Below are 21,570 nucleotides of genomic sequence, written 5' to 3'. Positions count from 1 at the left end.
TGAAACCCTCTCTCTTAGAGAGAGGGAGGGGCCCGCCGCGAAGCGGTGGGAGGGTGAGTGGTTACGCCGGTTGACGGCGTGCCGGCACTCCGTCGAACGCCGTAACCACTCACCCCAACCCTCTCTCTAAGAGAGAGGGAGCTCTTCAGGGCGCCACCGACGGCCCCAGGGACTTCGGCGCCTTCGCCTTCCCCAGCCCCGCCACCCAATCCCGCGCCGGCCGCTCGAACGCCGCCAGCGACAGGTAGGCGATCGGGATCAGCAGGATCAGCCACAGCAGGCACCACAGCCGCATGGCGTCGCCGGAGAGGCCCCACAGGCCATGGCCGACCCAGTTCAGCGCGATCTTCAGCGCGATCGGGTGCAGCAGATAGAGGCTGAAGCTGAGCTGGGCCCACGGCGCCATGGCTCGGCTGACCCCGCCCTGGACGCCGGCCGCGTCGGCCGCCACCCCGGCCAGGCCGACGGCGTAGATCAGGAGCAGCAACGCCGTCCGCGAGGCCCCGGCGAACGAGGCCGCGAAGAACGCCGCCAGCAGGGTCCACATCACGAACCGCGCGAAGGGCAGCTTGGCCAGGATGTCCTTCAGCTGGAAGGCCAGCACGCCGAGCATGAAGCCGGGCACGGCGCGGGCGACGCCGAAGTCATAGGTCCACTGCGAGAAGGTCTCGCCGGTGCGCGAGATCCAAAGCAGAAAGGCCAGGCTCCCAAACGCCACGGCGGCGGTGGCCCAGCGGCCCAGGGCGGTGACGCGAAAGATCAGCGGCAGGGCGATGTAGAGCCCCATCTCGGCGCTGATCGCCCAGCTGACGAAGTTCCAGGTCTGGGCCTTGCAGGTCCCCCAGGCGTGGACGAACAGGACGTTCTGGGGGATGCAGCCGACGTCGTAGCGCGACGGGTCGTGCTCGTTCAGCACCCCGGCCCAGCCCAGCGCGGCGATGGCCACGAACACCAGCATCGTCGCCCAGTGCAGCGGTCCCAGGCGGGCCACGCGCTTCTGCAGGAAGTCGCGGTACTTGGCGACGGTCGTGATCCGACCGGTATAGATCGCCGCCATCACATAGCCGGAGATCAGGAAGAACAGATCGACGATCAGGCTGAAGCTCTTGACCGTGTCGTCCACCGCCTGCCAGCGGCCGTCCAGATTGATGAACCGGTTGAAGTGAAACACCACGATCATCAGCGCCCCGACGATGCGCAGGGCGTCGAGGTGAAGCATCTGGTCGGAGTCGGGCTTCAGGGGCGGCAGCTTCAGCATGGTGAAGTGGTGGCACACGCGGATGCTCCCCCGCAATGCGGGGAGGAGAGCATCATCCCGCCCGTCGCCACGCCCCCGGCGCCTTGCCGGTCAGCGCCTTCACGTCGCGGGTCATGTGAGCCTGGTCGGTGAAGCCGGTCTCGGCCGCGATCGACGCCAGCGTGTCCATCGTCCCGGTGATCAGCGCCCAGGCCCGTCGCGCCCGGGCCTCGACCCGCCGGCGACCCCGCTCCCCGGCCTCCTCATAGCCGCCGTCCAGCACCACGGCCGCGTAGGGCGCGGCGTGCAGGTGACGCGGAATGGCGTCGGGCGACAGGGTGTGCCGGAGCGGGGGATGCATGGGAGCAGGTTTAGCGGGGCGCGGAGACGAGCCAGTTAAACCGACGTCATGGGGAGAGCGGGATTCACCTCTCCTCCCCCTCTGGGGGAGGGGGACCGGCGAACGCCGGTGGAGGGGCCTTGTGAACTGGCCAACACACGACCGCTTCGCGGACCCCTCCGTCTCGATGCGTATTCGCATCGATCCACCTCTCCCTAATGGGAGGAAAGATCAGGCGTCTCCCTAGATCGCCACCCGCTTGGCGATCGCGTTGCGTCGGGCCTTGGTCTCCTGCTGGGCGCGCTGCACCGCCTCGGTTTCGGTCGCGTGCAGCAGGTGGTCGATCACCCGCTCCAGGTGGTCGCGCATCGCCTGGCGGGCCGCCGCCGGGTCGCGGGCCTTCAGCGCGTCGACCACGCGGCGGTGCTCGACGATGCGAGGCTCCAGGCCCATGCCGCGGGCGCGGCTGAGGATGTTGCGGGCCAGGGGCGAGCGGTTGCGCCAGTCCCACAGGTTCTCGATCGTGGCGATGATCGCGCCGTTGCCGGTCGAGCGGGCGATGGTCAGGTGGAATTCGCGGTCGGCGTCCTCGCCGCTGATCTCTTCTTCCTCGTGCATCCGCCGCAGCAGGCCTTCCAGCGTCGCGATCTGCTCGTCGCTGATCGAGGTGGCGGCCAGGGCGGCGGCCTCGCCCTCGAACAGGCGGCGGGCCTCGATCAGCTCGAAGGCGCCGATCTCGAAATCCATCTCGGGCGAGGGCGGGACGGGGCGGACATTGCCGGTGACGTAGATGCCCAGGCCGTGGCGGGCCTCGATCATGCCCAGCATTTCCAGGGCGATCATCGCCTCGCGCAAGGTCGGACGGCTGACGCCGAACTGCTCGGCCAGCTCGCGCTCGGTCGGCAGGCGGTCGCCGATCTTGTACTGGCCGCCCTCGATGGCGTCGGCCACGGAGTCGGCGATCTTGCGGTAGAGCTTGACGTTGTCTGACATGGCTGAAGGCGGCTCGAGGACGCGGGGCGTCAAGGTGGGCAAATGTTAGATCCGTGATTCCCTAACATGGGGACCGGCGTGATTTGTCCTACTTTCTCGCGCTCGCCTGCCGATTGGTCAGAGTTTGCCGCCCCTCGTGGCCAGATGTTGGGCGCCGCGGTGGGCGACCACTGGCCTCACCAGTCGTGCATCGAGCCGTCGAGACGGCGGGCGACCGGCAGATAGGCGCGCTTGTATGGGTACTTGGCGGCCAGATCCTCGTCGATGTCGACGCCCAGGCCCGGCGCGTCGCCCGGGTGCAGCATGCCGTCCTTGAAGGTGTAGGCATGCGGGAAGACCGCGTCGGTCTCGGGCGTGTGGCGCATATATTCCTGGACGCCGAAGTTCGGGATCGACAGGTCGAAGTGCAGGGCCGCGCCCATGCAGACTGGCGACAGGTCGGTGGCCCCGTGGCAGCCGGTGCGCACGTGATAGAGGTCGGCGAAGCTGGCCAGCTTCTTCAGGTGGGTGATGCCGCCGGCATGGACGACCGTGGCGCGGATGTAGTCGATCAGCTGCTCCTCGATCAGCTGCTTGCAGTCCCAGACCGAATTGAAGATCTCGCCGACGGCCAGCGGGGTGGTGGTGTGCTGGCGCACCAGGCGGAAGCTGGCTTGGTTCTCGGCCGGCGTGGTGTCCTCCATCCAGAACAGGCGGTAGGGCTCGAGATCCTTGCCCAGCCGCCCGGCCTCGATCGGCGACAGGCGGTGGTGGACGTCGTGCAGCAGGTGCAGGTCGTCGCCTAGGCGCAGGCGAGCGGCCTCGAACAGGGCGGGCGTGCTGCGCATGTAGCGCTCGGTCGACCAGACGGTCTCCTTGGGCAGGTCGCTGTCGGCCGGTTCGTAGAAGAACTTGTCCTTGGAGACGCCGTAGGTGCCGCTCATGCCCGGCACCCCGGTCTGCAGGCGGATGGCCTTGTAGCCCTGCTCGGCGTAGTGGGCCGCGTTGTCGAGGGTCTCCTCGATCGTCTCGCCATTGGCGTGGCCGTAGACCATGACCCCGGCGCGGCAGGCGCCGCCCAGCAGCTGGTAGACGGGCAGGCCGGCGATCTTGCCCTTGATGTCCCACAGCGCCATGTCGACCGCGGCGATGGCGGCCATGGTCACCGGGCCGCGCCGCCAGTAGGCGCCCTTGTACAGGTACTGCCAGATGTCCTCGATCTGGTGGGCGTCGCGGCCGATCAGGCAGGGGATGACGTGCTGGGTGAGATAAGCCTCGACCGCCAGTTCGCGGCCGTTCAGCGTGGCGTCGCCGATGCCGTACACGCCCTCGTCGGTGACGATCTTCAGCGTGACGAAGTTGCGCCCCGGGCACGTGACGATGGTCTTGGCGGCGATGATCTTGGGCATGGGACGCTTTGGCTGGGACGGCAAGGAGCGGGCCGAAGATCACGGCGCGCCGTTGGCGAACGCGACGTCCATCTTCCTCCCTGAATTACCGGTTTACCGCTACCATGAGGGTTGTCAATGCAGTGGTCTGACCACTATGCATAAGTGTCCCGACCTTTAGGGTGTCGTCGGAGAGCGGCGGCGTCTGGCGCGGGCGGAGCGTAGAAAACCGCTCTTCTCGGCGAAAGCCGGGACCCAGATCGTAAGGCAGAGCTTGAGCGTTCCTGGCGCCTCGGAGCCCCTTCAACTGGGCCCCGGCTTTCGCCGAGGAGAGCGGACTTTAGGGTAGGAGTGAAACGGATGCGTCTACTGGCCTTGATCCTGGGTCTCGTCCTCGTCGCCCCGGCCGCCCGGGCCGAGGACGGTTACGACCTGTGGCTCCGCTACAAGCCGGTCGAGGCCTCGGCCAAGGCGCCGTACGCCGCCCGCGCCGCCGCCATCGCGCCCACCGCCGACACCCCGACGATGAAGGTCGTTCGGGCCGAGCTGGAGCGCGGCCTGACCGGCCTAGTCGGCAAGCCGGCTTCGGCCGCCGCCGGCTCGCGCGATGGAGTGATCCAGCTGACCGTCGCGCCGCAGGCGGGCCTCGGCGACGAGGGCTACCGGATCCGCACCATCTCGGTAAACGGCAGGAAGACCACGGTCATCGCCGCCGGCAAGGACATCGGCGTCCTCTACGGCGTGTTCCGCTATCTCGAGCTGATCCAGACCCGCCAGAGCGTCGAGGCCCTCGACATCGCCAGCGCGCCCAAGGTCAAGCTGCGCATGCTGAACCATTGGGACAACCTGAACCGGACGGTCGAGCGCGGCTATGCCGGCCAGTCGATCTTCGACTGGTGGCGGCTGCCCGGCCATGTCGATCCGCGTCTGGTGGACTACGCCCGCGCCAACGCCTCGATCGGCATCAACGGCGCGGTGCTGAACAACGTCAACGCCAAGGCCGACAGCCTGACGCCGCCGTTCATCGCCAAGGCCGCGGCGGTGGCCGACACGCTGCGGCCCTACGGCATCCGGGTCTATCTGTCGGCCCGGTTCTCGGCCCCCATCGAGATCGGCGGCCTGAAGACCGCCGATCCGTCCGACCCCGCCGTCGCCGCCTTCTGGAAGGCCAAGGCCGACGAGCTTTACAAGGCCATCCCCGACTTCGGCGGTTTTCTGGTCAAGGCCAATTCCGAAGGTCAGCCGGGGCCGCAGGACTATGGCCGCACCCACGTCGACGGCGCCAACATGCTGGCCGACGCAGTGGGCCCGCATGGCGGCGTCGTGATCTGGCGCGCCTTCGTCTATTCGCACGAGCAGCCCGACGACCGCGCCAAGCAGGGCTATAACGAGTTCAAGCCGTTCGACGGCCAGTTCCGCGACAACGTGGTCATCCAGGTCAAGAACGGCGCGATCGACTTCCAGCCGCGCGAGCCGTTCCACCCGCTGTTCGGGGCCATGCCGAAGTCGAACCTCGGCATGGAGTTCCAGATCACCAAGGAATATCTCGGCTTCTCGACCCACCTCGTCTATCTGGGCCCGCTCTACGAGGAGACGCTGAAGTCCGACACCCTGGCCCACGGCAAGGGTTCGACGGTGGCCAAGGTGATCGACGGCCAGCTCGATAACCGCAAGCTGACGGTGATGGCCGGCGTCGCCAATATCGGCTCGGACCGCAACTGGTCGGGCTCGCAGTTCGACCAGGCCAACTGGTACGTCTTCGGCCGCCTGGCCTGGGATCCGGAGGCGTCGACCCGGGAGATCGCCACGGACTGGGCCAGGATGACCTTCACCAACGACCCGCGCTTCGTGAAGCCGGTGGTCGAGATGATGATGGGCTCGCGCGAGGCGGCGGTGAACTACATGACCCCGCTGGGCCTGCACCACCAGATGGGCCGCAGCCATCACTACGGCCCGGGGCCGTGGGTCAGCGGCGGGCCGCGCGCCGACTGGACCAGCGTCTACTACGCCAAGGCCGGCCCGGACGGCCTGGGCTTCGATCGCACGCCCTCGGGCAGCAACGCCACGGCCCAGTACGCGCCGGCGGTCGGGGCCTGCTTCGCCGACCTCAAGTGCGTCGACGAGAAGGACCTGCTGTGGTTCCACCACCTCTCGTGGGACTACCGCCTGAAGTCCGGCGACACCCTTTGGGACGGCCTCGTCAAGTCCTACGGCCGCGGGGTGTCGTACGTCGACGGCATGAACCGCACCTGGGCGTCGATGGCGCCGTATGTCGACGCCGGCCGCCATGCCGAGGTCGCCGACTATCTGAAGATCCAGCGCGACGAGGCCCAATGGTGGCGCGACGCCTCGGTGGCCTGGTTCGGCAGCTTCTCGAAGCGGCCGCTGCCGGCGGGAGAAAAGCCCCCGGCGAAGAGCCTGGAAGCGTACGAAGCAGAGGAGTTCCCCTGGGCGCCGGGGGGCTGAGGGGAAGGAACTCTCTCCTCCCCATTAGGGGGAGGTGGATCGCCGCGGATACGCGGCGAGACGGAGGGGGTCCGCGAAGCGGTGGTGCGGTCGCCGCCTCACAGGGCCCCTCCACCGCCGTTCGGCGGTCCCCCTCCCCCAGAGGGGGAGGAGAGGGGAAATTGGCGCGACGAGTGTAGCGGTTGAGCTAAGCTCGCCCGTCAGTCACCTGACACCACACACCTCGGGGCCGCCGCATGAACCTCCTCCTCGCCACGGCTGTGGCCGCCGTCCTCGCCACGGCCGCCCAGGCCGCGCCGCCCGCCACGCTGAAGGCCATCGACGCCCAGCTGGACCGCGACTACCCGGCGCTGGAGGCGCTCTACAAGGACATCCACGCCCATCCGGAGCTGGGCTTCCAGGAGGTCGAGACCGCCGCCAAGCTGGCCAAGGAAATGCGCGCCCTGGGCTTCACGGTCACCGAGGGCGTCGGCAAGACCGGACTCGTGGCGGTGCTGAAGAACGGCGACGGGCCCAAGGTCCTGGTCCGCACCGAGTTGGACGGCCTGCCGATGCAGGAGAAGTCGGGCCTGCCCTGGGCCAGCCAGGCCACCGCCACCTGGAACGGCGAGAAGGTCTTCGTCGCCCATTCGTGCGGCCACGACATCCACATGGCCGCCTGGATCGGGACCGCCCGCCAACTGGTCGCCCAGAAGGCGCGTTGGAAGGGCACGCTGGTCTTCGTCGCCCAGCCGTCCGAGGAGACGGTCAGCGGCGCGCGGGCCATGCTGGCCGACGGCCTGTGGGACAAGATCGGCGGCAAGCCCGACTATGGCTTCGCCCTGCACGTCGGGCCGGGCGCGGCGGGCGAGGTCTATTACAAGGCCGGCGTGCTGACCTCGACTTCGGACGCGCTGGACGTGACGTTCAACGGCCGCGGCGGCCACGGCGCGATGCCGGCGGCGACGATCGACCCGGTGCTGATGGCGGCCCGCTTCACCGTCGACGTCCAGAGCGTGATCAGCCGCGAAAAGGATCCCGCCGCTTTCGGCGTCGTCACGGTCGGCTCGATCCAGGCCGGCAGCGCCGGCAACATCATCCCCGACAAGGCTCGGGTGCGCGGCACCATCCGCACCCAGGACAACGCGGTGCGCGACAAGATCCTGGCCGGGGTCGAGCGCACGGCGAAGGCCGTCGTCGACATGGCCGGCGCGCCGCCGGCCGACCTGAAGATCACGCCGGGCGGCAAGATGGTGGTCAACGACGCCAGCCTGACCGACCGCACCGGGGCGGTGTTCAAGGCCGCGTTCGGCGCCCGCGCCGTGCTGCAGACCACGCCCGGCTCGGCGTCCGAGGACTATTCGGAATTCGTCCTGGCCGGCGTGCCGTCGGTCTATTTCGGCATCGGCGGCTACGACCCCGCCGAGATCGCCAAGGCCAAGGCCGAGGGCCGCCCCTTGCCGGTCAACCACTCGCCGTACTTCGCGCCGACCCCGGGCCCGAGCATCCGGACCGGGGTGGAGGCGATGACCTTGGCGGTGATGAACGTGGTGGGGAAGTAGGGGGAGAGCGCCCCCTCCGTCACGATGCGTATGCATCGCGCCACCTCCCCCGTTTCACGGGTGAGGAAGATGTTCTCCTCCCCTGCGTAGCGGGGGAGGTGGCTCGGCGCCGATAGGCGACGAGACGGAGGGGGCGTCCAGGCCTCGGCGCGCGCGGATCCGATCGACGCACGTGTCCCAGATGCCATCGGCTATGGCCGTCGGATCGCTCATCACATCGGCGGCGGCATAGCGAATGACCATGAGGCCCTGATCCGTCATCCAGGCGTCCCGGCGCTCATCGCGTGCGGGCTGGCTGCCCATGCTATGACCCCAGCCGTCGATCTCGATCACCAGCCTAGCCTCCGCGCAGTAGAAGTCCGCGACATAAGGGCCGATCGGGTGTTGGCGGCGAATGCGCGTAGCGTCCGGTTGACGCGGTCGGAGCCGAACCCACAGCACGACTTCTGGTGGGGTCATGGCGCGGCGCAGGGCCCTGGCGCGCGTGTGGGTTCTGGTTGTTGACCTCATAGGTTGAGTTTACATGCGGACGCCCCCTCCGTCACGCCGCGTATTCGCGGCGCGCCACCTCCCCCGTTTCACGGGTGAGGAGGAACCCCTCCTCCCCTGCGCAGCGGGGGGGGGCGACGAGACGGAGGGGGCGTCCTTCACCTCTCCGCCGCACAGTTCTCCCGAATAAACGCCATGTGGTCCGGCATCACCTCGGCGGACTTGGCGATCACGGCCTTGATCTCGACCATCCGGGCCCGGAACGTGGCCTCGTCCATGGCGTCGGCCATCGGGTCCCAGCCCTCGGGGATGATCCCCTGGCCGATGAAGACCGCGAACCACGAGGTGTCGTTGAACAGCTCCTCGTTCTCGCGGAACACCCGGCCCGAGCCTTTGAACAGCTCGATCTTGTCGGCCAGGTAGTCGGGGATCGGCATCTCGCGCAGATAGTCCCAATAGGGCGTGTCGTTCCGCTGCGTGGCCTTGAAGTGGAGGATCAGGAAATCCCGGATCTTCTCGTATTCGAAGGTCATGGTCCGGTTGTAGCGGTCGGTGTCGGCCTGGCGGAAATGGCGGTCGGGGAAGTGGGCTAGCAGGCGCGAGATGCCGACCTGGATCAGGTGGATCGACTGGCTCTCCAGCGGCTCCATGAAGCCGGCCGACAGGCCGATCGAGACGACGTTCCTGTCCCAGCTCTTCTTGCGGCGGCCGGCGGTGAAGCGCAGCAGGTTCGGCTCGGCCAGGGGCTCGCCGTCGAGGTTGGCCAGCAGGTCGGCCGTGGCCTCGTCGTCGCTGACGAAGCGGCTGCAATAGGCGTAGCCGTTGCCCAGTCGGTGCTGCAGCGGGATCCGCCATTGCCAGCCATAGGGGCGGGCCGTGGCTCGGGTCACCGGAGCCATCGAGCCGGCCAGCGTGCAGGGCATGGCCACCGCGCGGTCGTTCAGCAACCACGGGCTCCAATCCTCGTAGCCGGTCTTCAGGGTCTGCTCGATCAACAGGCCCCGGAAGCCCGAGCAGTCAATGAACAGGTCGCCCTCGATGACGGCTCCGCTTTCCAGCGTGACGGAGGTGACGAAGCCGCTCTCGCCATCCTGCTGGACCGAGGCGATCTTGCCCTCCCGCCGGGCCACGCCCCGCGCTTCGGCGTAGTCGCGCAGGAACCGGGCATAGAGCCCAGCGTCGAACTGGAAGGCGTAGGCGATCTGGCCCAGCGGCGAATTGGCCTGGCCGTTGGGGCGCATGAACTTGCTCTGGCGCGAACCCAGGGTCTGCAGGCTGTAGGCGCCGAGGTCGTCGGTCAGGCCCTGGGCGCGCGCCTTCAGCCAGTAGGCGTGGAACGACACCCCCTCCATGTCGACGCCGTAGGGACCGAACGGGTGGTGGTAGCTGTGGCCGATCCTCAGCCAGTCGACGAAGTCGATGCCCAGCTTGAAGGTGGCCTTGGTCTTCCGGACGAACTCGTTCTCGTCCAGCCCCAGCATCCGGTTGAAGATGTTGATCTGCGGGATGGTCGACTCGCCGACCCCGACCGTGCCGATGGCCTCGGATTCGACCAGGGTGACCTTGGTGTAGCCGTCCTTCAGGAAGCGGCCGAGGGCGGCGGCGGTCATCCAGCCGGCGGTGCCGCCGCCGACGATGACGACGCGGCGCAGGCGAGGGTTCTCGGTCATCGGACGAACTCGGGGGCGGCGCAGTAGCGGGCGATGAAGTCTTCGTGGCTGGGCATGGCGCGGCCGGTCTGTTGGATCAGCGCGCTCAGGCGAGCCATCTGGGTCCGGACGAAGGCCTCGTCGTACTGGTCGACCAGAGGGTCGTGGCGCTGGGGCATGACCCCCTGGCCCAGCAGCACGGCGATCCAGCTGGGCTCGGCGAACAGGTCGTAGTCCGACTGGAACAGCCGGCCCGAGGCGCGGAACAGGTCGATCTTGCGCTTCAAGTCGGGCGGGATCTCCATCTCGCGCAGCGCCTTCCAGTACGGTTCGTCGCGCCGGTTGGCGTGGAAGTGCAGGATGATGAAGTCGCGGATCAGCTCGACCTGCAGGATGGTCAGGCGGTTGTATTCGGCGATCTCGACCGGATCGAAGCCCTTGTCCGGGAACAGGGCCAAGAGCTTGGTGATGCCGGCCTGGATCATGTGGATGCTGGTGCTCTCCAGCGGCTCCAGGAAGCCCGACGACAGGCCGATGGCCACGACGTTCTTGTTCCAGATCTGTTTGCGGCGGCCGGGGCGGAACTTGATGAAGTTCGGGTCCTGGGTCGGCTTGCCGTCCAGCGCGCCTTGCAGGGTCTTCAGCGCGTCCTCGTCGCTGATGTGCTTCGACGAATAGACATAGCCCGTGCCGATCCGGTGCTGCAGCGGGATGCGCCAGATCCAGCCGGCTTCGTGGGCAGTGGCGCGGGTGACCGGGGTCAGGCCATCGCCGCCCATCTCGCACTGCAGGGCCACGGCGCGGTCGTTGGCCAGCCAGTGGCCCCAGTCCTCGAAGCCGGTCTTCAGGGTCTGCTCGATCAGCAGGGCGCGGAAGCCGGTGCAGTCGACAAACAGGTCGGCCTCCAGCCCCTGGCCGCCTTCCAGGGTCACGCCCGTGACGAAGCCGGTCTCGCCGTGCTGCTGGACGCTGGCGACCTTGCCCTCGACCCGCGTCACGCCGCGCTTTTCGGCATGGGCCCGCAGGTAGCGGGCGTAGAGGCCGGCGTCGAAGTGGAAGGCGTATTTCAGGCTCGACATCACCTGGCCGGGGTCCTTCGACGGCAGGGCGAACTTGCCGAGGTTGGCGGCGGTGGCCGGCAGGTTGAAGTCGTCGATCGGCGCGGCCCAGCCCTCGTGATGAGCGCGCAGCCAGAACTGGTGGAACTTCAGCGCCTCGATATCGAGGCCGAAATTGCCGAACGGGTGCAGATAGCGATGGCCGGGCCTCAGCCAGTCGCGGAACTCGATGGCCAGCTTGAAGCTGCCCTTGGTGGCTCGCATGAACTCGGCCTCATCGATGCCGAGGATCTGGTTGAAGGTGGTGATCGGCGGGATCGTGGCCTCGCCGACCCCGACCGTGGCGATGGCGTCGGACTCGACCAGGGTGACGGCCACGCCCTTGGCGTCCAGCACCTTGGCGAGGGCGGCGGCGGTCATCCAACCGGCCGTGCCACCGCCGACGATCAGGACCTTGCGGATGGGGTTGGGGGTCATGAAATCACCGAGCGAAACTTGCCGAGGCCACAGGCCCCCACCGGACCTGCTCCGCAGGTCGTCCGCCCCCGGAGGGGGCAGAGGGATTCTTCTTCCCCTCCGGGGGAGGAGCGCGAAGCGCGGAGGGGGCCTGCCGGACGAGACTAAACACTCGGCATCCCCTCCGCCGTCCGTTCCATCATCGCCCGCATCCGCGCCAGCATCTCCCGTGTCCGCGCGATCGGCATGCGTTCGACCAGCGGATCCCAGCGCTTCGGAACGATCCCTCGCGCCAGCAGCGCGTGGACCCACGCCCCCTCGGGCCAGGTCTCCTCGTCGTACATCACCACGCGGCCGCGGCTTTCGAACTGGGCCAGCTTCCAGGCCAGTTCCTCGGGCGGCGCGTCCAGCACGCCCCAGCGCAGGATGGCCATGTCGCGGGCGCGGTCGAGGGCGGCGGCGGTCAGGCGGTTGAACTCGGTGATCGCCGCCGGGGTGGTCGGCAGCAGGGCGACCAGGCGCGAGACGGTGGTCTGCAGCAGGTGCAGGTCGCCGCCGTCCGCCGCGCCGATCGCGCCCAGCGCCGCGCCGATCGCCACGACGTTGCCGGTCACGGCCTGGGCCCGGCGGCCGGCCTTCAGCGGCGCGTCGTGGGCGAAGGTCGCGACCAGGCCCTCGACGCCGGTGAGCCGCGCGCCGGTCGGCAGCCAGGCGCTCCAGTCGATCCAGTCGTCGGCCTGGCCGGACGCGTCGACGACCAGGTCGGCGTCGGGGCGGCCCTCGACCTGTGTGGCGCCGGCCTGCAGCGCGACCGCCTTCAGCGTGTCGGCATAGGCCTTGGCGTCCAGCAGCAGGCCGTGGTCCAGGGTCGAGAGCGGCGAGCGCGGATCGGGGCTGCGAGGCGCGAAGCGGCCGCGGGCGGCGGCCTGGGCGTTCAGGCTCCAGGCGGCCAGCGGCCCCATCTCGCGCGCCCGTAGCCAGTGCTGGTGGAAGGCCAGGCCGTCCAGGGTCGCGCCGGTCTCGCCGAACGGCTCGACGGCGGCCCCGTGGCGCAGGCCCAGCAGCGGCGTTCCGGTCTCGATCCCAAGCCGGGCGTGCAGGCCGCGCAGGGCGGGGAGGGCGACGAGTTGGCCGGCCGCTGCCGGGCCGGTCTCGGCCACGGCGATCGCGGCGGCGCCCTGGCCCGCCGTCGCCAACACGGCCGCCGTCATCCAGGCGTCGACGCCGCTTCCGACGATCAGGATCCTCATGCGGACACCCGGGCGTCGGCGACCGAGCGCAGATAGGCTTCGTGCTCGGGCATGGCGGCCACCGTCCGGGCGATGGCGGCTTTCAGCTCGGCCAGCACCCGCGCCGAGTCGGCCGGATCGATCGCCGCCAGCAGCGGGTCATGGCCGTCGGGCATGACGTTCTGGCCCAGATAGACCGCCAGCCACGAGGGCTCCTTGAAGAAGCCATCCTTGTAGGCGGCCACCACGCCGCGCTCGCGGAACAGGGCGATCTTGTCGGCCAGGCTATCGGGGATCGGCGCGGCGGCGCGGTCGCGCCAGAACGCGGAATCGTCGCGCTGGTTGGCGTGGTAGTGCAGGACCAGGAAATCGCGGATCCGCTCGAACTCCAGGTCCATGACCCGGTTGTACTCGTCCTGGTCGGCCCGGTCGCAGCCCTGGTGCGGGAACAGCTCCAGCAGGGTCGAGATCGCCACCTGGATCAGGTGGATGCTGGTGCTTTCCAGCGGCTCCAGGAAGCCCGACGACAGGCCGATGGCCACCACGTTCTTCAGCCACTGCGTCTTGCGCCGACCGGTGACGAAGCGGAGGAAGCGCGGGTCCGCTTGCGCCTGGCCATCCAGCTTCGCGAGCAGGACGCGGGCGGCCTCGTCGTCGTCGATATAGCTGGAGCAGTAGACATAGCCGTTGCCGACCCGGTGCTGCAGCGGGATGCGCCAGCGCCAGCCGGCGGCGTCCGAGGTGGCGCGGGTCAGGGGCGTGGCGGGCTCGACCGAGTCGCACGGCACGGCGGCGGCGCGATCGCAGGGCAGCCAGCGGGTCCAGTCGTCGTAGCCGGCGTTCAGCGCGCCCTCGATCAAGAGACCCCGGAAGCCGGAGCAGTCGATGAACAGATCGCCTTCGATCACCTGGGCGCTTTCCAGCGTCACGCCCGTGACGAAGCCGTCCTCGGGGCGCTGTTGGACGCTGGCGATCCTGCCTTCGGTGCGGACCACGCCCCGCGCTTCCGAATAGGCGCGCAGGTACAGGGCGTAGAGGCCGGCGTCGAACTGGTAGGCGTAGTTGAAGGTCGAGCCCAGCGCGCGCGGGTCGGGGGAGGGCGGGGCGAACTTGCCCGCCAGGCCGGCCATGATCGGCAGGCTGTAGGCCTGGATCGCATCGGCCTGACCCAAAGCGCGGGCCCGCAGCCAGTGCTGGTGGAACGGGACGCCGCCGATCGGATGGCCGAACGCCCCGAACGGATGGACATAGGCCTGGCCCTGGCGGCCCCAGTCGCGGAACTCGATGCCCAGCTTGTAGGTCGCCTGGGTCTTGCGCATGAAGTCGGCCTCGTCCAGGCCGAGGCGGGCGTTGTAATTGCGGATGTGCGGCACCGTGGCCTCGCCGACCCCGACCGTGCCGATCTCGGCCGATTCGACCAGCTCGATGGCGATCGGCAGGCCGTTCAGCACCGCGACCAGGCCGGCGGCGGTCATCCAGCCGGCCGTGCCGCCGCCGACGATGACGATCTTGCGGATGGGGGTCATGGGCACGTTCTGTCTGTCATCCCGGACGTAGCGTAGCGGAGATCCGGGACCGCCAGAAACGCCAGCGCCTGTCGCGGTCCCGGCTCTGCGCGCTTCGCGCTCCGGCCGGGAAGACAGTTTTCAAGGTGCGTCAAACCGACGCGTCCCACTTCTGTCGCCAAGCCGCCGGCGCGAACGTTTTCGTCCGTCATCCTGTCTCCTCCCCCGGTCGCCGGCGTACCGGACCTTCGACAAAGCGCCGCGGTCCCCGCCGGTCATAATTGACAACGCTGTCTGTCGTTGTCATCGTTAGCTTCGCTGGACCTCGAAAATCCAGCGCGCCGTGGCCAGGCCACGGATTGGGGGATTGCCAGGTAGAGGGTTCGGTGTGCGGAAACCGCGTAGCGGTCACCGCCTCTACCTAAAATGGTAACGTTCCCAATCCTTATGGCTAAACGAACCTGGTGTCGGTGACAACGCTTGACGGCGGATCGTCTGTCATGTGATCTGACAACAATGGTCACGGTAACATTGACCAAAATGGTAGCGCTACCGGCGCTGCCAAATGAAAAAAGGGGAGGTAGACGACATGGGCACGGCCAAAGGGCCGTCCGCGCAGCGCGGACGCAATTTCATACCGAATAATCTGAAATACGGGGTTTCGATGCTGGCGCTCGGGGCGCTGGTCATCGGCATGCCTGCCATGGCTCAGACCGCGCCGGCCAAGTCCGACGCCCAGACGGTCGACGAAGTCATCGTCACCAGCATCAAGCAGAGCCTGAAGAGCAGCCAGCAGCTGAAGCAGTCGTCCGAGATCATCGGCGACTCGATCACCGCCGAGGACATCGGCGCCCTGCCGGACCGCTCGGTCACCGAAGCGCTGTCGCGCGTCCCTGGCGTGTCCATCAACCGTTTCGCCGCCGGCGTCGACCCCGACCACTTCTCGGTCGAGGGCTCGGGCGTGGTCGTCCGCGGCCTGAACTTCGTCCGTTCGGAACTGAACGGCCGCGACACCTTCACGGCCAATAACGGCCGCATCCTCAGCTTCGCCGACGTTCCCTCGGAACTGATGGGCGGCGTCGACGTGTTCAAGAGCCCCTCGGCCGACCTGATCGAGGGCGGCATCTCGGGCACGGTGAACCTGCGCACGCGCCTGCCGTTCGACAGCAAGAAGCGCATCCTGTCGCTGTCGGTTGAGAACAGCTACGGCGACCTGGTCAAGGAATGGAAGCCGACCTATTCGGTGCTCTACAGCGACCGCTTCGACACCGCCATCGGCGAGGTCGGCATCCTGGCTAGCTTCGTGAACTCCAAGCTGGCGACCCGCAGCGACGCCATCCAGGCGTCGAACTTCGGTTGCCGCACCAATCTGGGCCAGGCCGTCGCCAACTGCGGCAATGGCGCGAAGGGCCTCTGGTTCCCGCGCGGCGCCGCGTTCCGCTCCACCGAAAGCGACCGCAAGCGTGAAGGCCGCGCGGCGGCCGTGCAGTGGAAGAGCAACGACGGCTCCATGCAGGCCGCGTTCCAGTACCTGCGGTCGAAAGCGACCAGCAAGTGGACCGAGCACGCGATCGAAATCGCCACCGACAACGTCGTCGGCAACGGCGACTCGCGTCCGGCCGCCGGCACCAGCTTCACGTTCGACGACAGCGGCGTGTTCACCAACGGCGTGATCACCGGCACCACCGGCTGGCGCGCCGACCAGCAGGGCTCGGACCCGCGCACGCCGATCGACGGCCTGCAGTCGAACAACGTCCGTCGTGACGAGAACAACACCAACATCACGACCGACTACGGCTTCAACTTCAAATGGACGCCGAACGAACACTGGGGCCTGCTGTTCGACGCCCAGCACGTCGACTCCAAGGCCGACGGCATCAGCATGGGCCTGTGGGGGTCGACGTTCCAGAACGCCTCGATCACCTTGCACGGCAAGGACCTGCCGGACGTGGCCTTCACGGCGCCGTCCAATGGCACGACCGTGTCGAACTGCGCGCCGTTCAACAACAACTGCCCGTCCTACGCCCGTGGCGCGCACAGCAGCCTGAGCGATCCGTACAACAGCTTCTGGCGCTCGGCGATGGACCACATCGAGCAGTCGGAAGGCACCGAGGACGCGGTCAAGTTCGACGTCGAATACAAGTTCAACAACGACACCTGGTTCGACTCCGTGAAGGCCGGCGTGCGCTGGTCGGAACGCGATCAGACCACCCGCTTCTCGACCTACAACTGGGGTGTGCTCTCGGAAATCTGGGGCAGCGGCGGCCCGGTCTGGTTCGATGACCCGATCAACGGCAACCCCAACACCGCCGGCGGCGAAACCAGCGCGCGGGTGACCGAGACCTTCGCCTTCGACAACTTCCTGCGCGGCAAGACCGCCGTCCCGACCGGCTCGGATCCGCGCCTGTTCTTCTCGCAGAATCTGGTCGACAACTACGGGGCCGTCTCGCGGTTCGCTCTGTCGGTCGGCGACGAGTGGCGCGACCGCCTGTCGGGCAGCTGCCCGCAGAACTGGGTGCCCTTGGCGCAGCGTTGCGACGTCGTCGCCGGTACGCCGTTCAAGCCGGGCGAGATCAACCCGGTCAACGAGAAGACCAAGTCCGCCTATCTGATGACCCGCTTCAAGGGCGACATGGGCGACCTGCGCGTCAGCGGCAATATCGGCGTGCGCTACACCAAGACCGACCGCGTGGCGGATGGCCTTCTGACGTTCCCGAACTCGACCAGCCTGGCCACCGACGCCGACTGCGTGAAGGCGTTGACCGACTGGCAGGCCCTGCCGGACCCGAAGGCGCCGTTCATCCCCTCGTCGTTCTGCGGTCTGACGCCGCAGGTTCGGGCCGCGGCCCGCGCCTGGCAAAATGGGGCCACCATCCCCAGCTCGGCCAAGGCCTCGTTCGAATATTGGCTGCCCAGCTTCAACCTGAAGGTCATGGCGCCGCACGGCCTGCAGTATCGCTTCGGCCTGTCCAAGACGCTCACCCCGCCGGACATCGGCCTGACGCGCAACTATTATAATCTGGCGCTGAACACGAACGCCGACGGCATCACCAATGGCCGGCCGTCGGGCAATGTCACGGTCGGCAATCCCTTCCTGAAGCCGACCCAGTCCAAGAACATCGACGCCTCGGTGGAATGGTACTTCGCGCCGGTCGGCTCGCTGACCGTCGCGGCCTTCTACAAGGAGCTGACCAACGTCGCGACCAACACGACCGCCCGCGTGCCGTTCACCAACAACGGCGCCACGTTCGACGTGCTGGTCACCACGCCGGGCAACTCGGACCAGACCGCCAAGGTCAAGGGCTTCGAAGTCGGCTACCAGCAGTTCTACGACTTCCTGCCCAAGCCGCTGGACGGCCTGGGGATCAACGCCAACTTCAGCTACATCGACAGCAAGGGCGTGCCGCAAAGCACCCTGTCGGCGACCGACCCCGACGTGGCCGCCGGCCGCGTCACCACGGTCGACACCAGCAAGCTGCCGCTGCAAGGCCTGTCGAAGTACAACGCCAACTTCGCGCTGATCTACGAGAAGAAGAAGATCTCGGCGCGCCTGGCCTACAACTGGCGCTCGGACTTCCTGCTGACGGTCCGCGACGTGATCGTGCCGTTCGCGCCGATCATGAACGAGGCGACCGGCCAGCTGGACGGCTCGTTCTTCTACACGATCAACGACAAGATGAAGGTCGGGGTACAGGGCGTGAACCTGCTCAACGAGACGACCCGGACGACGCAGGTGCTGAACAACGACCTGCTGAAGACCGGCCGTTCCTGGTTCATGGCCGACCGTCGCTATACGGTCGTGCTGCGCGCCAGCTTCTAGGTTCGAAGGTTCGCGGCCCGGGATCCTCAGCCCGGGCCGCGGAAACCTGGCTATCTCTGTCACGTCTCGGCGCGCATCGTCTTCCTTGGGCGGTGCGCGTTTTTCTTGGAGCTTCCCGATGCGTCCTTCCCGTCGAGACCTTCTGGCCGCGGGCGCCGCCGCGGCGTTCGCCGGCCCCGTCTTCGCCGCGCCGGAACAGGATGGGGAGACGCCCCTGCGCGACCTGGCCAAGGCCAAGGGCCTCTATTTCGGCAGCGCCGTCGGGGCCGGCCCCAAGGGCGAGCTCACCGGCTCGCTCGACGATCCGAAATACCGCGAGATCATCGCCCGCGAGTGCGGCGTGCTGGTCCCCGAGAACGAGCTGAAGTGGTACGTGGTCCGCCAGGGCGGGCCCAAGCCCTTCCACTTCGAGCGCGCCGACCGCATCGCCGCCTTCGCCAAGGCGCACGGCCAGGCCATGCGCGGGCACACCCTGCTGTGGCACCATCCGAAATGGTTCCCCCAGTGGCTGACGCACTACGACTTCGGCCCCAAGCCCGCCGACGCGGTCGCCAAGATGCTGACCGAGCACATCCGCACGGTCTGCGCGCGCTATCCGCAGATGATCTCGTGGGACGTGGTCAACGAGACCGTCGATCCCAAGGACGGCTCGCTGCGCAGGACGATCTTCTCCGACGCCATGGGCCAGGAACCGGTGCTGGACCTGGCCTTCCACGTCGCCCGCGAGGCCGCGCCGAAGGCCCGCCTCGTCTACAACGACTATATGGGCCAGGAGGTCGGCAACGAACAGCATCGCGCCGGCGTGCTGAAGCTGCTGGAAGGCTTCAAGAAGCGCGGGACGCCGGTCGACGCCCTGGGCGTCCAGAGCCACATCGGGGCCGAGAACGCCGACAGCTTCACCGGCTTCGGCAAGCCGCAGACCAAGGAATGGACCGCCTTCCTCGATGAGGTCACCGGCATGGGCTACGACCTGCTGGTCACCGAGTTCGACGTCCACGACAAGGGCCTGCCCGCCGCCTTTGGCCCGCGCGACGCCGAGGTCGCCGCCTACGCCAAGGCCTATCTCGACCAGATGTTGAGCTATCGCCAGACCAAAGAGGTTCTGGCCTGGGGCATGGTCGACAAATATTCGTGGCTGCAGGGCCTGTGGCCGCGCGAGGACAGGCTGCCCAAGCGCCCGACGCTCTATGACGACGACTACAGGCCCAAGCCCCTGCGCGAAGCGGTGGCCGCGGCGCTACGGGCGGCGCCGGCGCGGTAGATGCGGTGAACGCCCTTCCGTAGGAATAAAATTTCGCCTCGGGCTCGAGAGCGTTGGACATGGCAAAGGTTAGATGACGTCGTGGCGCTGGTAAGATCAATCACCCGATGGGCCTGTCTGGCGGCGTTGGCGATCGCGACTCCGTCCCTGGCCCAGCTGCCGCAACGCGACGTCGCCGCCGGCCGAGCCGAGCACGCGCGGATGCTGAAGGCGCTCGGGATCAATACGCCGCTGCGCCCAGGCGTCGACGGCTACGACAAGGGCGCGCCCAATGCGGTGAACTACGACGAGGCCAAGGCCGGGCCGTTCAGCCTGTTGCCCGATCCACTGCGCCTGCCAGACGGCGCGCCGGTGGCCGACGCCGAGACCTGGTGGAAGATCCGTCGCCCGCAGATCGTCGAACTCTACGCCCGCGAGGAGCACGGCCGGGTTCCCCGCCACGCGCCGAAGATCGCCTGGCGGGTGGTCAAGGAGACCCGCGCGGTCCGGGCTGGCGTTCCGGTGGTCGAAAAGCGTCTGGCCGGTGTCGCCGACAACCGCCGGGTCCCGTCGATCCCGGTCTCGCTGGACATGCTGGTGGTGGCGCCGGAGGGCAGGACCGGCGTCCCGCTGATCCTCGAGTTCGGCTTCCCCGACGGCGCGCCGTGGATGCGCGGGCGTCCGGCCCCACCGGGACCGGACTGGCGCGATCTGGTCATCGCCCGAGGCTGGGCCTACGCCATCCTCGACCCGACCAGCGTCCAGGCCGACGACCCGGCCAAGCTCTCGCAAGGGATCATCGGCCTGGCCAACCGAGGCCGGCCGCGCAAGCCCGACGACTGGGGCGCCCTGCGCGCCTGGGCGTGGGGCGCCAGCCGCGCCGTCGACTATTTCGAGACTGACCCGGCCGTCGATCCCAAGCGGATCGGCGTCGAGGGCCTGTCGCGCTACGGTAAGGCCGCGCTGCTGGCCATGGCCTACGAGCCGCGCCTGGCCGTGGGCCTGATCGCCTCGTCCGGCGAAGGCGGCGCCAAGCTGCATCGGCGCCGGCGCGGCGAGCAGGTCGAGAACCTGGCGGCCGAGGGCGAGCATCACTGGATGGCCGGGAGCTTCCTGAAATACGCCGGCCCGCTGACCGCCGACGATCTGCCCGTCGACGCCCACGAACTGATCGCCCTGGCCGCGCCGCGCCCGCTGTTCATCAGCGTCGGCAACGACGAGGCCGACGCCTGGATCGACTCGCGCGGCATGTTCATGGCCGAGGTCGCGGCCGGGCCGGTCTATCGGCTGCTGGGGGCCAAGGACCTCGGGGTGACGACGTTCCCCGCGCCCCTGACCCTGATCGCCGATGGCGACCTGGCGTTCCGGCAGCACGAGGGCGGCCACACGCCCGGTCCGAACTGGCCATTCTTCCTGGACTTCGCGGCGCGTTATTTCGAGGGCAAGCGATAGTCGCCATAGCGTCCCCTTCGTCATGGCGCGTATCCGCGGCGAGACGGAGGGGGCGTCCCCCAAATTTCGCCGCGAAGTTCCGCTCAAGGATCGCTACGGTGCGTCACCGGAATCGAACCTCGAAAGACCCCATGCGCTTCATCGCCCCCCTGACCCTGGCCATCACGCTCGCCGCCGGCGCCGCCCACGCCCAGGTGCAACCCTCGGCCCCGCCGCAGCTGAACGCCGGCCCCTCGGCCGCCGCCGTCGCCGGCAAGGCCTTCCTGGAAAAGAACGCCAAGGCTCCGGGCGTGATCACCCTGCCGTCGGGCCTGCAGTACAAGGTCGTGACCAGCGGCCCCAAGACCGGCCCGTCGCCGAAGCTCGGCGACATCGTCAAGGTCCACTACGAGGGCAAGCTGCTGAACGGCACGGTGTTCGATAGCAGCTTCGCGCGCGGCAAGGCGGCGATCATGCCCGCCGACGGCCTGATCCCGGGCTGGCTGGAGGCGCTGCCGCTGATGAAGGTCGGCGACGAGTGGACCCTCTACATCCCGTCCGAGCTGGCCTACGGCTCGCGCGACATGGGCGAGATCCCGCCGGACAGCGTGCTGGTGTTCCGCCTGCAGCTGCTGGGCATGCTGGCGGTGGACTAGGGGCCGACTTGCCCCCTCCGGGCCTTCGGCCCTCCTCCCCCGGAGGGGGGAAGAGGGATCACCTTCCGCCCCCTCCGGGGGCGGACGACCTGC

At 68.3% G+C, this 21,570-nt stretch carries 14 protein-coding genes and 3 pseudogenes; 7 read left to right on the top strand and 10 right to left on the bottom strand.

The genetic code is table 11. The features are described from left to right. Positions 1 to 14: 14 nt before the first annotated feature. From ABIC66_RS23075 to manD, 5 genes are all read right to left on the bottom strand, one after another. Complete coding sequence (locus ABIC66_RS23075; RefSeq protein ID WP_502910407.1) at positions 15 to 149, bottom strand: hypothetical protein; 135 nt, start codon at positions 147 to 149, stop codon at positions 15 to 17. After that, positions 146 to 1,276, bottom strand: coding sequence for an acyltransferase family protein (locus ABIC66_RS23070; RefSeq protein ID WP_354073518.1), 1,131 nt, complete (start codon positions 1,274 to 1,276; stop codon positions 146 to 148). The genes ABIC66_RS23075 and ABIC66_RS23070 overlap by 4 nt, the downstream gene beginning before the upstream one ends. Positions 1,277 to 1,310: 34 nt before the next feature. Beyond that, positions 1,311 to 1,598, bottom strand: a complete 288-nt coding sequence (locus tag ABIC66_RS23065) for a helix-turn-helix domain-containing protein (RefSeq protein WP_354073516.1) — start codon at positions 1,596 to 1,598, stop codon at positions 1,311 to 1,313. Between the two features lie 222 nt (positions 1,599 to 1,820). Further along, the gene (locus tag ABIC66_RS23060) at positions 1,821 to 2,570 is read right to left on the bottom strand and encodes a FadR/GntR family transcriptional regulator (protein ID WP_354073514.1); all 750 of its coding nucleotides are present in this window, start codon (positions 2,568 to 2,570) and stop codon (positions 1,821 to 1,823) included. Positions 2,571 to 2,746: 176 nt separating this feature from the next. Next, positions 2,747 to 3,958 (bottom strand): D-mannonate dehydratase ManD, encoded by a 1,212-nt coding sequence (manD, locus tag ABIC66_RS23055; RefSeq protein ID WP_354073512.1) that lies wholly within the window; start codon positions 3,956 to 3,958, stop codon positions 2,747 to 2,749. Positions 3,959 to 4,297: 339 nt separating this feature from the next. Between manD and ABIC66_RS23050 the strand changes: the two genes are divergently transcribed. The 3 genes and pseudogenes from ABIC66_RS23050 to ABIC66_RS24300 all read left to right on the top strand — a co-directional run. After that, on the top strand, positions 4,298 to 6,403 hold the full coding sequence (locus ABIC66_RS23050; protein ID WP_354073510.1) for an alpha-glucuronidase family glycosyl hydrolase: 2,106 nt from the start codon (positions 4,298 to 4,300) through the stop codon (positions 6,401 to 6,403). Between the two features lie 236 nt (positions 6,404 to 6,639). Next, on the top strand, positions 6,640 to 7,944 hold the full coding sequence (locus tag ABIC66_RS23045) for an amidohydrolase (protein WP_354073508.1): 1,305 nt from the start codon (positions 6,640 to 6,642) through the stop codon (positions 7,942 to 7,944). 5 nt (positions 7,945 to 7,949) lie between these two features. Then, positions 7,950 to 8,060 (top strand): annotated as a pseudogene (locus ABIC66_RS24300) (hypothetical protein); the annotation flags it as partial. A 67-nt stretch (positions 8,061 to 8,127) separates the two neighbouring features. Here the strand turns inward: ABIC66_RS24300 and ABIC66_RS23040 are convergent. The 5 genes and pseudogenes from ABIC66_RS23040 to ABIC66_RS23020 all read right to left on the bottom strand — a co-directional run. After that, a pseudogene (locus tag ABIC66_RS23040) lies at positions 8,128 to 8,454 on the bottom strand (endonuclease domain-containing protein); the annotation flags it as partial. A 137-nt stretch (positions 8,455 to 8,591) separates the two neighbouring features. Beyond that, entirely contained in the window at positions 8,592 to 10,103 is a 1,512-nt protein-coding gene (locus tag ABIC66_RS23035) for a tryptophan halogenase family protein (protein ID WP_354073504.1), read from the bottom strand. After that, positions 10,100 to 11,617, bottom strand: a complete 1,518-nt coding sequence (locus tag ABIC66_RS23030; protein ID WP_354073502.1) for a tryptophan halogenase family protein — start codon at positions 11,615 to 11,617, stop codon at positions 10,100 to 10,102. The genes ABIC66_RS23035 and ABIC66_RS23030 overlap by 4 nt, the downstream gene beginning before the upstream one ends. A 143-nt stretch (positions 11,618 to 11,760) precedes the next feature. Beyond that, positions 11,761 to 12,846 (bottom strand): tryptophan 7-halogenase, encoded by a 1,086-nt coding sequence (locus ABIC66_RS23025; RefSeq protein WP_354073499.1) that lies wholly within the window; start codon positions 12,844 to 12,846, stop codon positions 11,761 to 11,763. Next, the gene (locus ABIC66_RS23020; protein WP_354073497.1) at positions 12,843 to 14,351 is read right to left on the bottom strand and encodes a tryptophan halogenase family protein; all 1,509 of its coding nucleotides are present in this window, start codon (positions 14,349 to 14,351) and stop codon (positions 12,843 to 12,845) included. Before ABIC66_RS23020 ends, ABIC66_RS23025 begins: the two co-directional genes overlap by 4 nt. A gap of 568 nt (positions 14,352 to 14,919) precedes the next feature. Here ABIC66_RS23020 and ABIC66_RS23015 point away from each other — a divergent pair. From ABIC66_RS23015 to bamJ, 4 genes and pseudogenes are all read left to right on the top strand, one after another. Continuing rightward, positions 14,920 to 18,150 (top strand): TonB-dependent receptor, encoded by a 3,231-nt coding sequence (locus ABIC66_RS23015; protein WP_354073495.1) that lies wholly within the window; start codon positions 14,920 to 14,922, stop codon positions 18,148 to 18,150. Between the two features lie 92 nt (positions 18,151 to 18,242). Beyond that, a pseudogene (locus ABIC66_RS23010) lies at positions 18,243 to 19,411 on the top strand (glycoside hydrolase family 10 protein). 126 nt (positions 19,412 to 19,537) lie between these two features. Beyond that, entirely contained in the window at positions 19,538 to 20,842 is a 1,305-nt protein-coding gene (locus ABIC66_RS23005; RefSeq protein WP_354073493.1) for an alpha/beta hydrolase family protein, read from the top strand. Positions 20,843 to 20,973: 131 nt separating this feature from the next. Further along, on the top strand, positions 20,974 to 21,477 hold the full coding sequence (gene bamJ, locus ABIC66_RS23000) for a BamJ family beta-barrel-assembly machinery protein (protein WP_354073491.1): 504 nt from the start codon (positions 20,974 to 20,976) through the stop codon (positions 21,475 to 21,477). The last annotated feature ends 93 nt before the right edge of the window (positions 21,478 to 21,570 follow it).

Source organism: Caulobacter sp. 1776, assembly GCF_040545685.1.
Classification (GTDB): Bacteria; Pseudomonadota; Alphaproteobacteria; order Caulobacterales; family Caulobacteraceae; genus Caulobacter.
The sequence above is the reverse complement of the archived record's forward strand: the minus strand, read 5'-3'. Positions and strand labels throughout refer to the sequence as shown.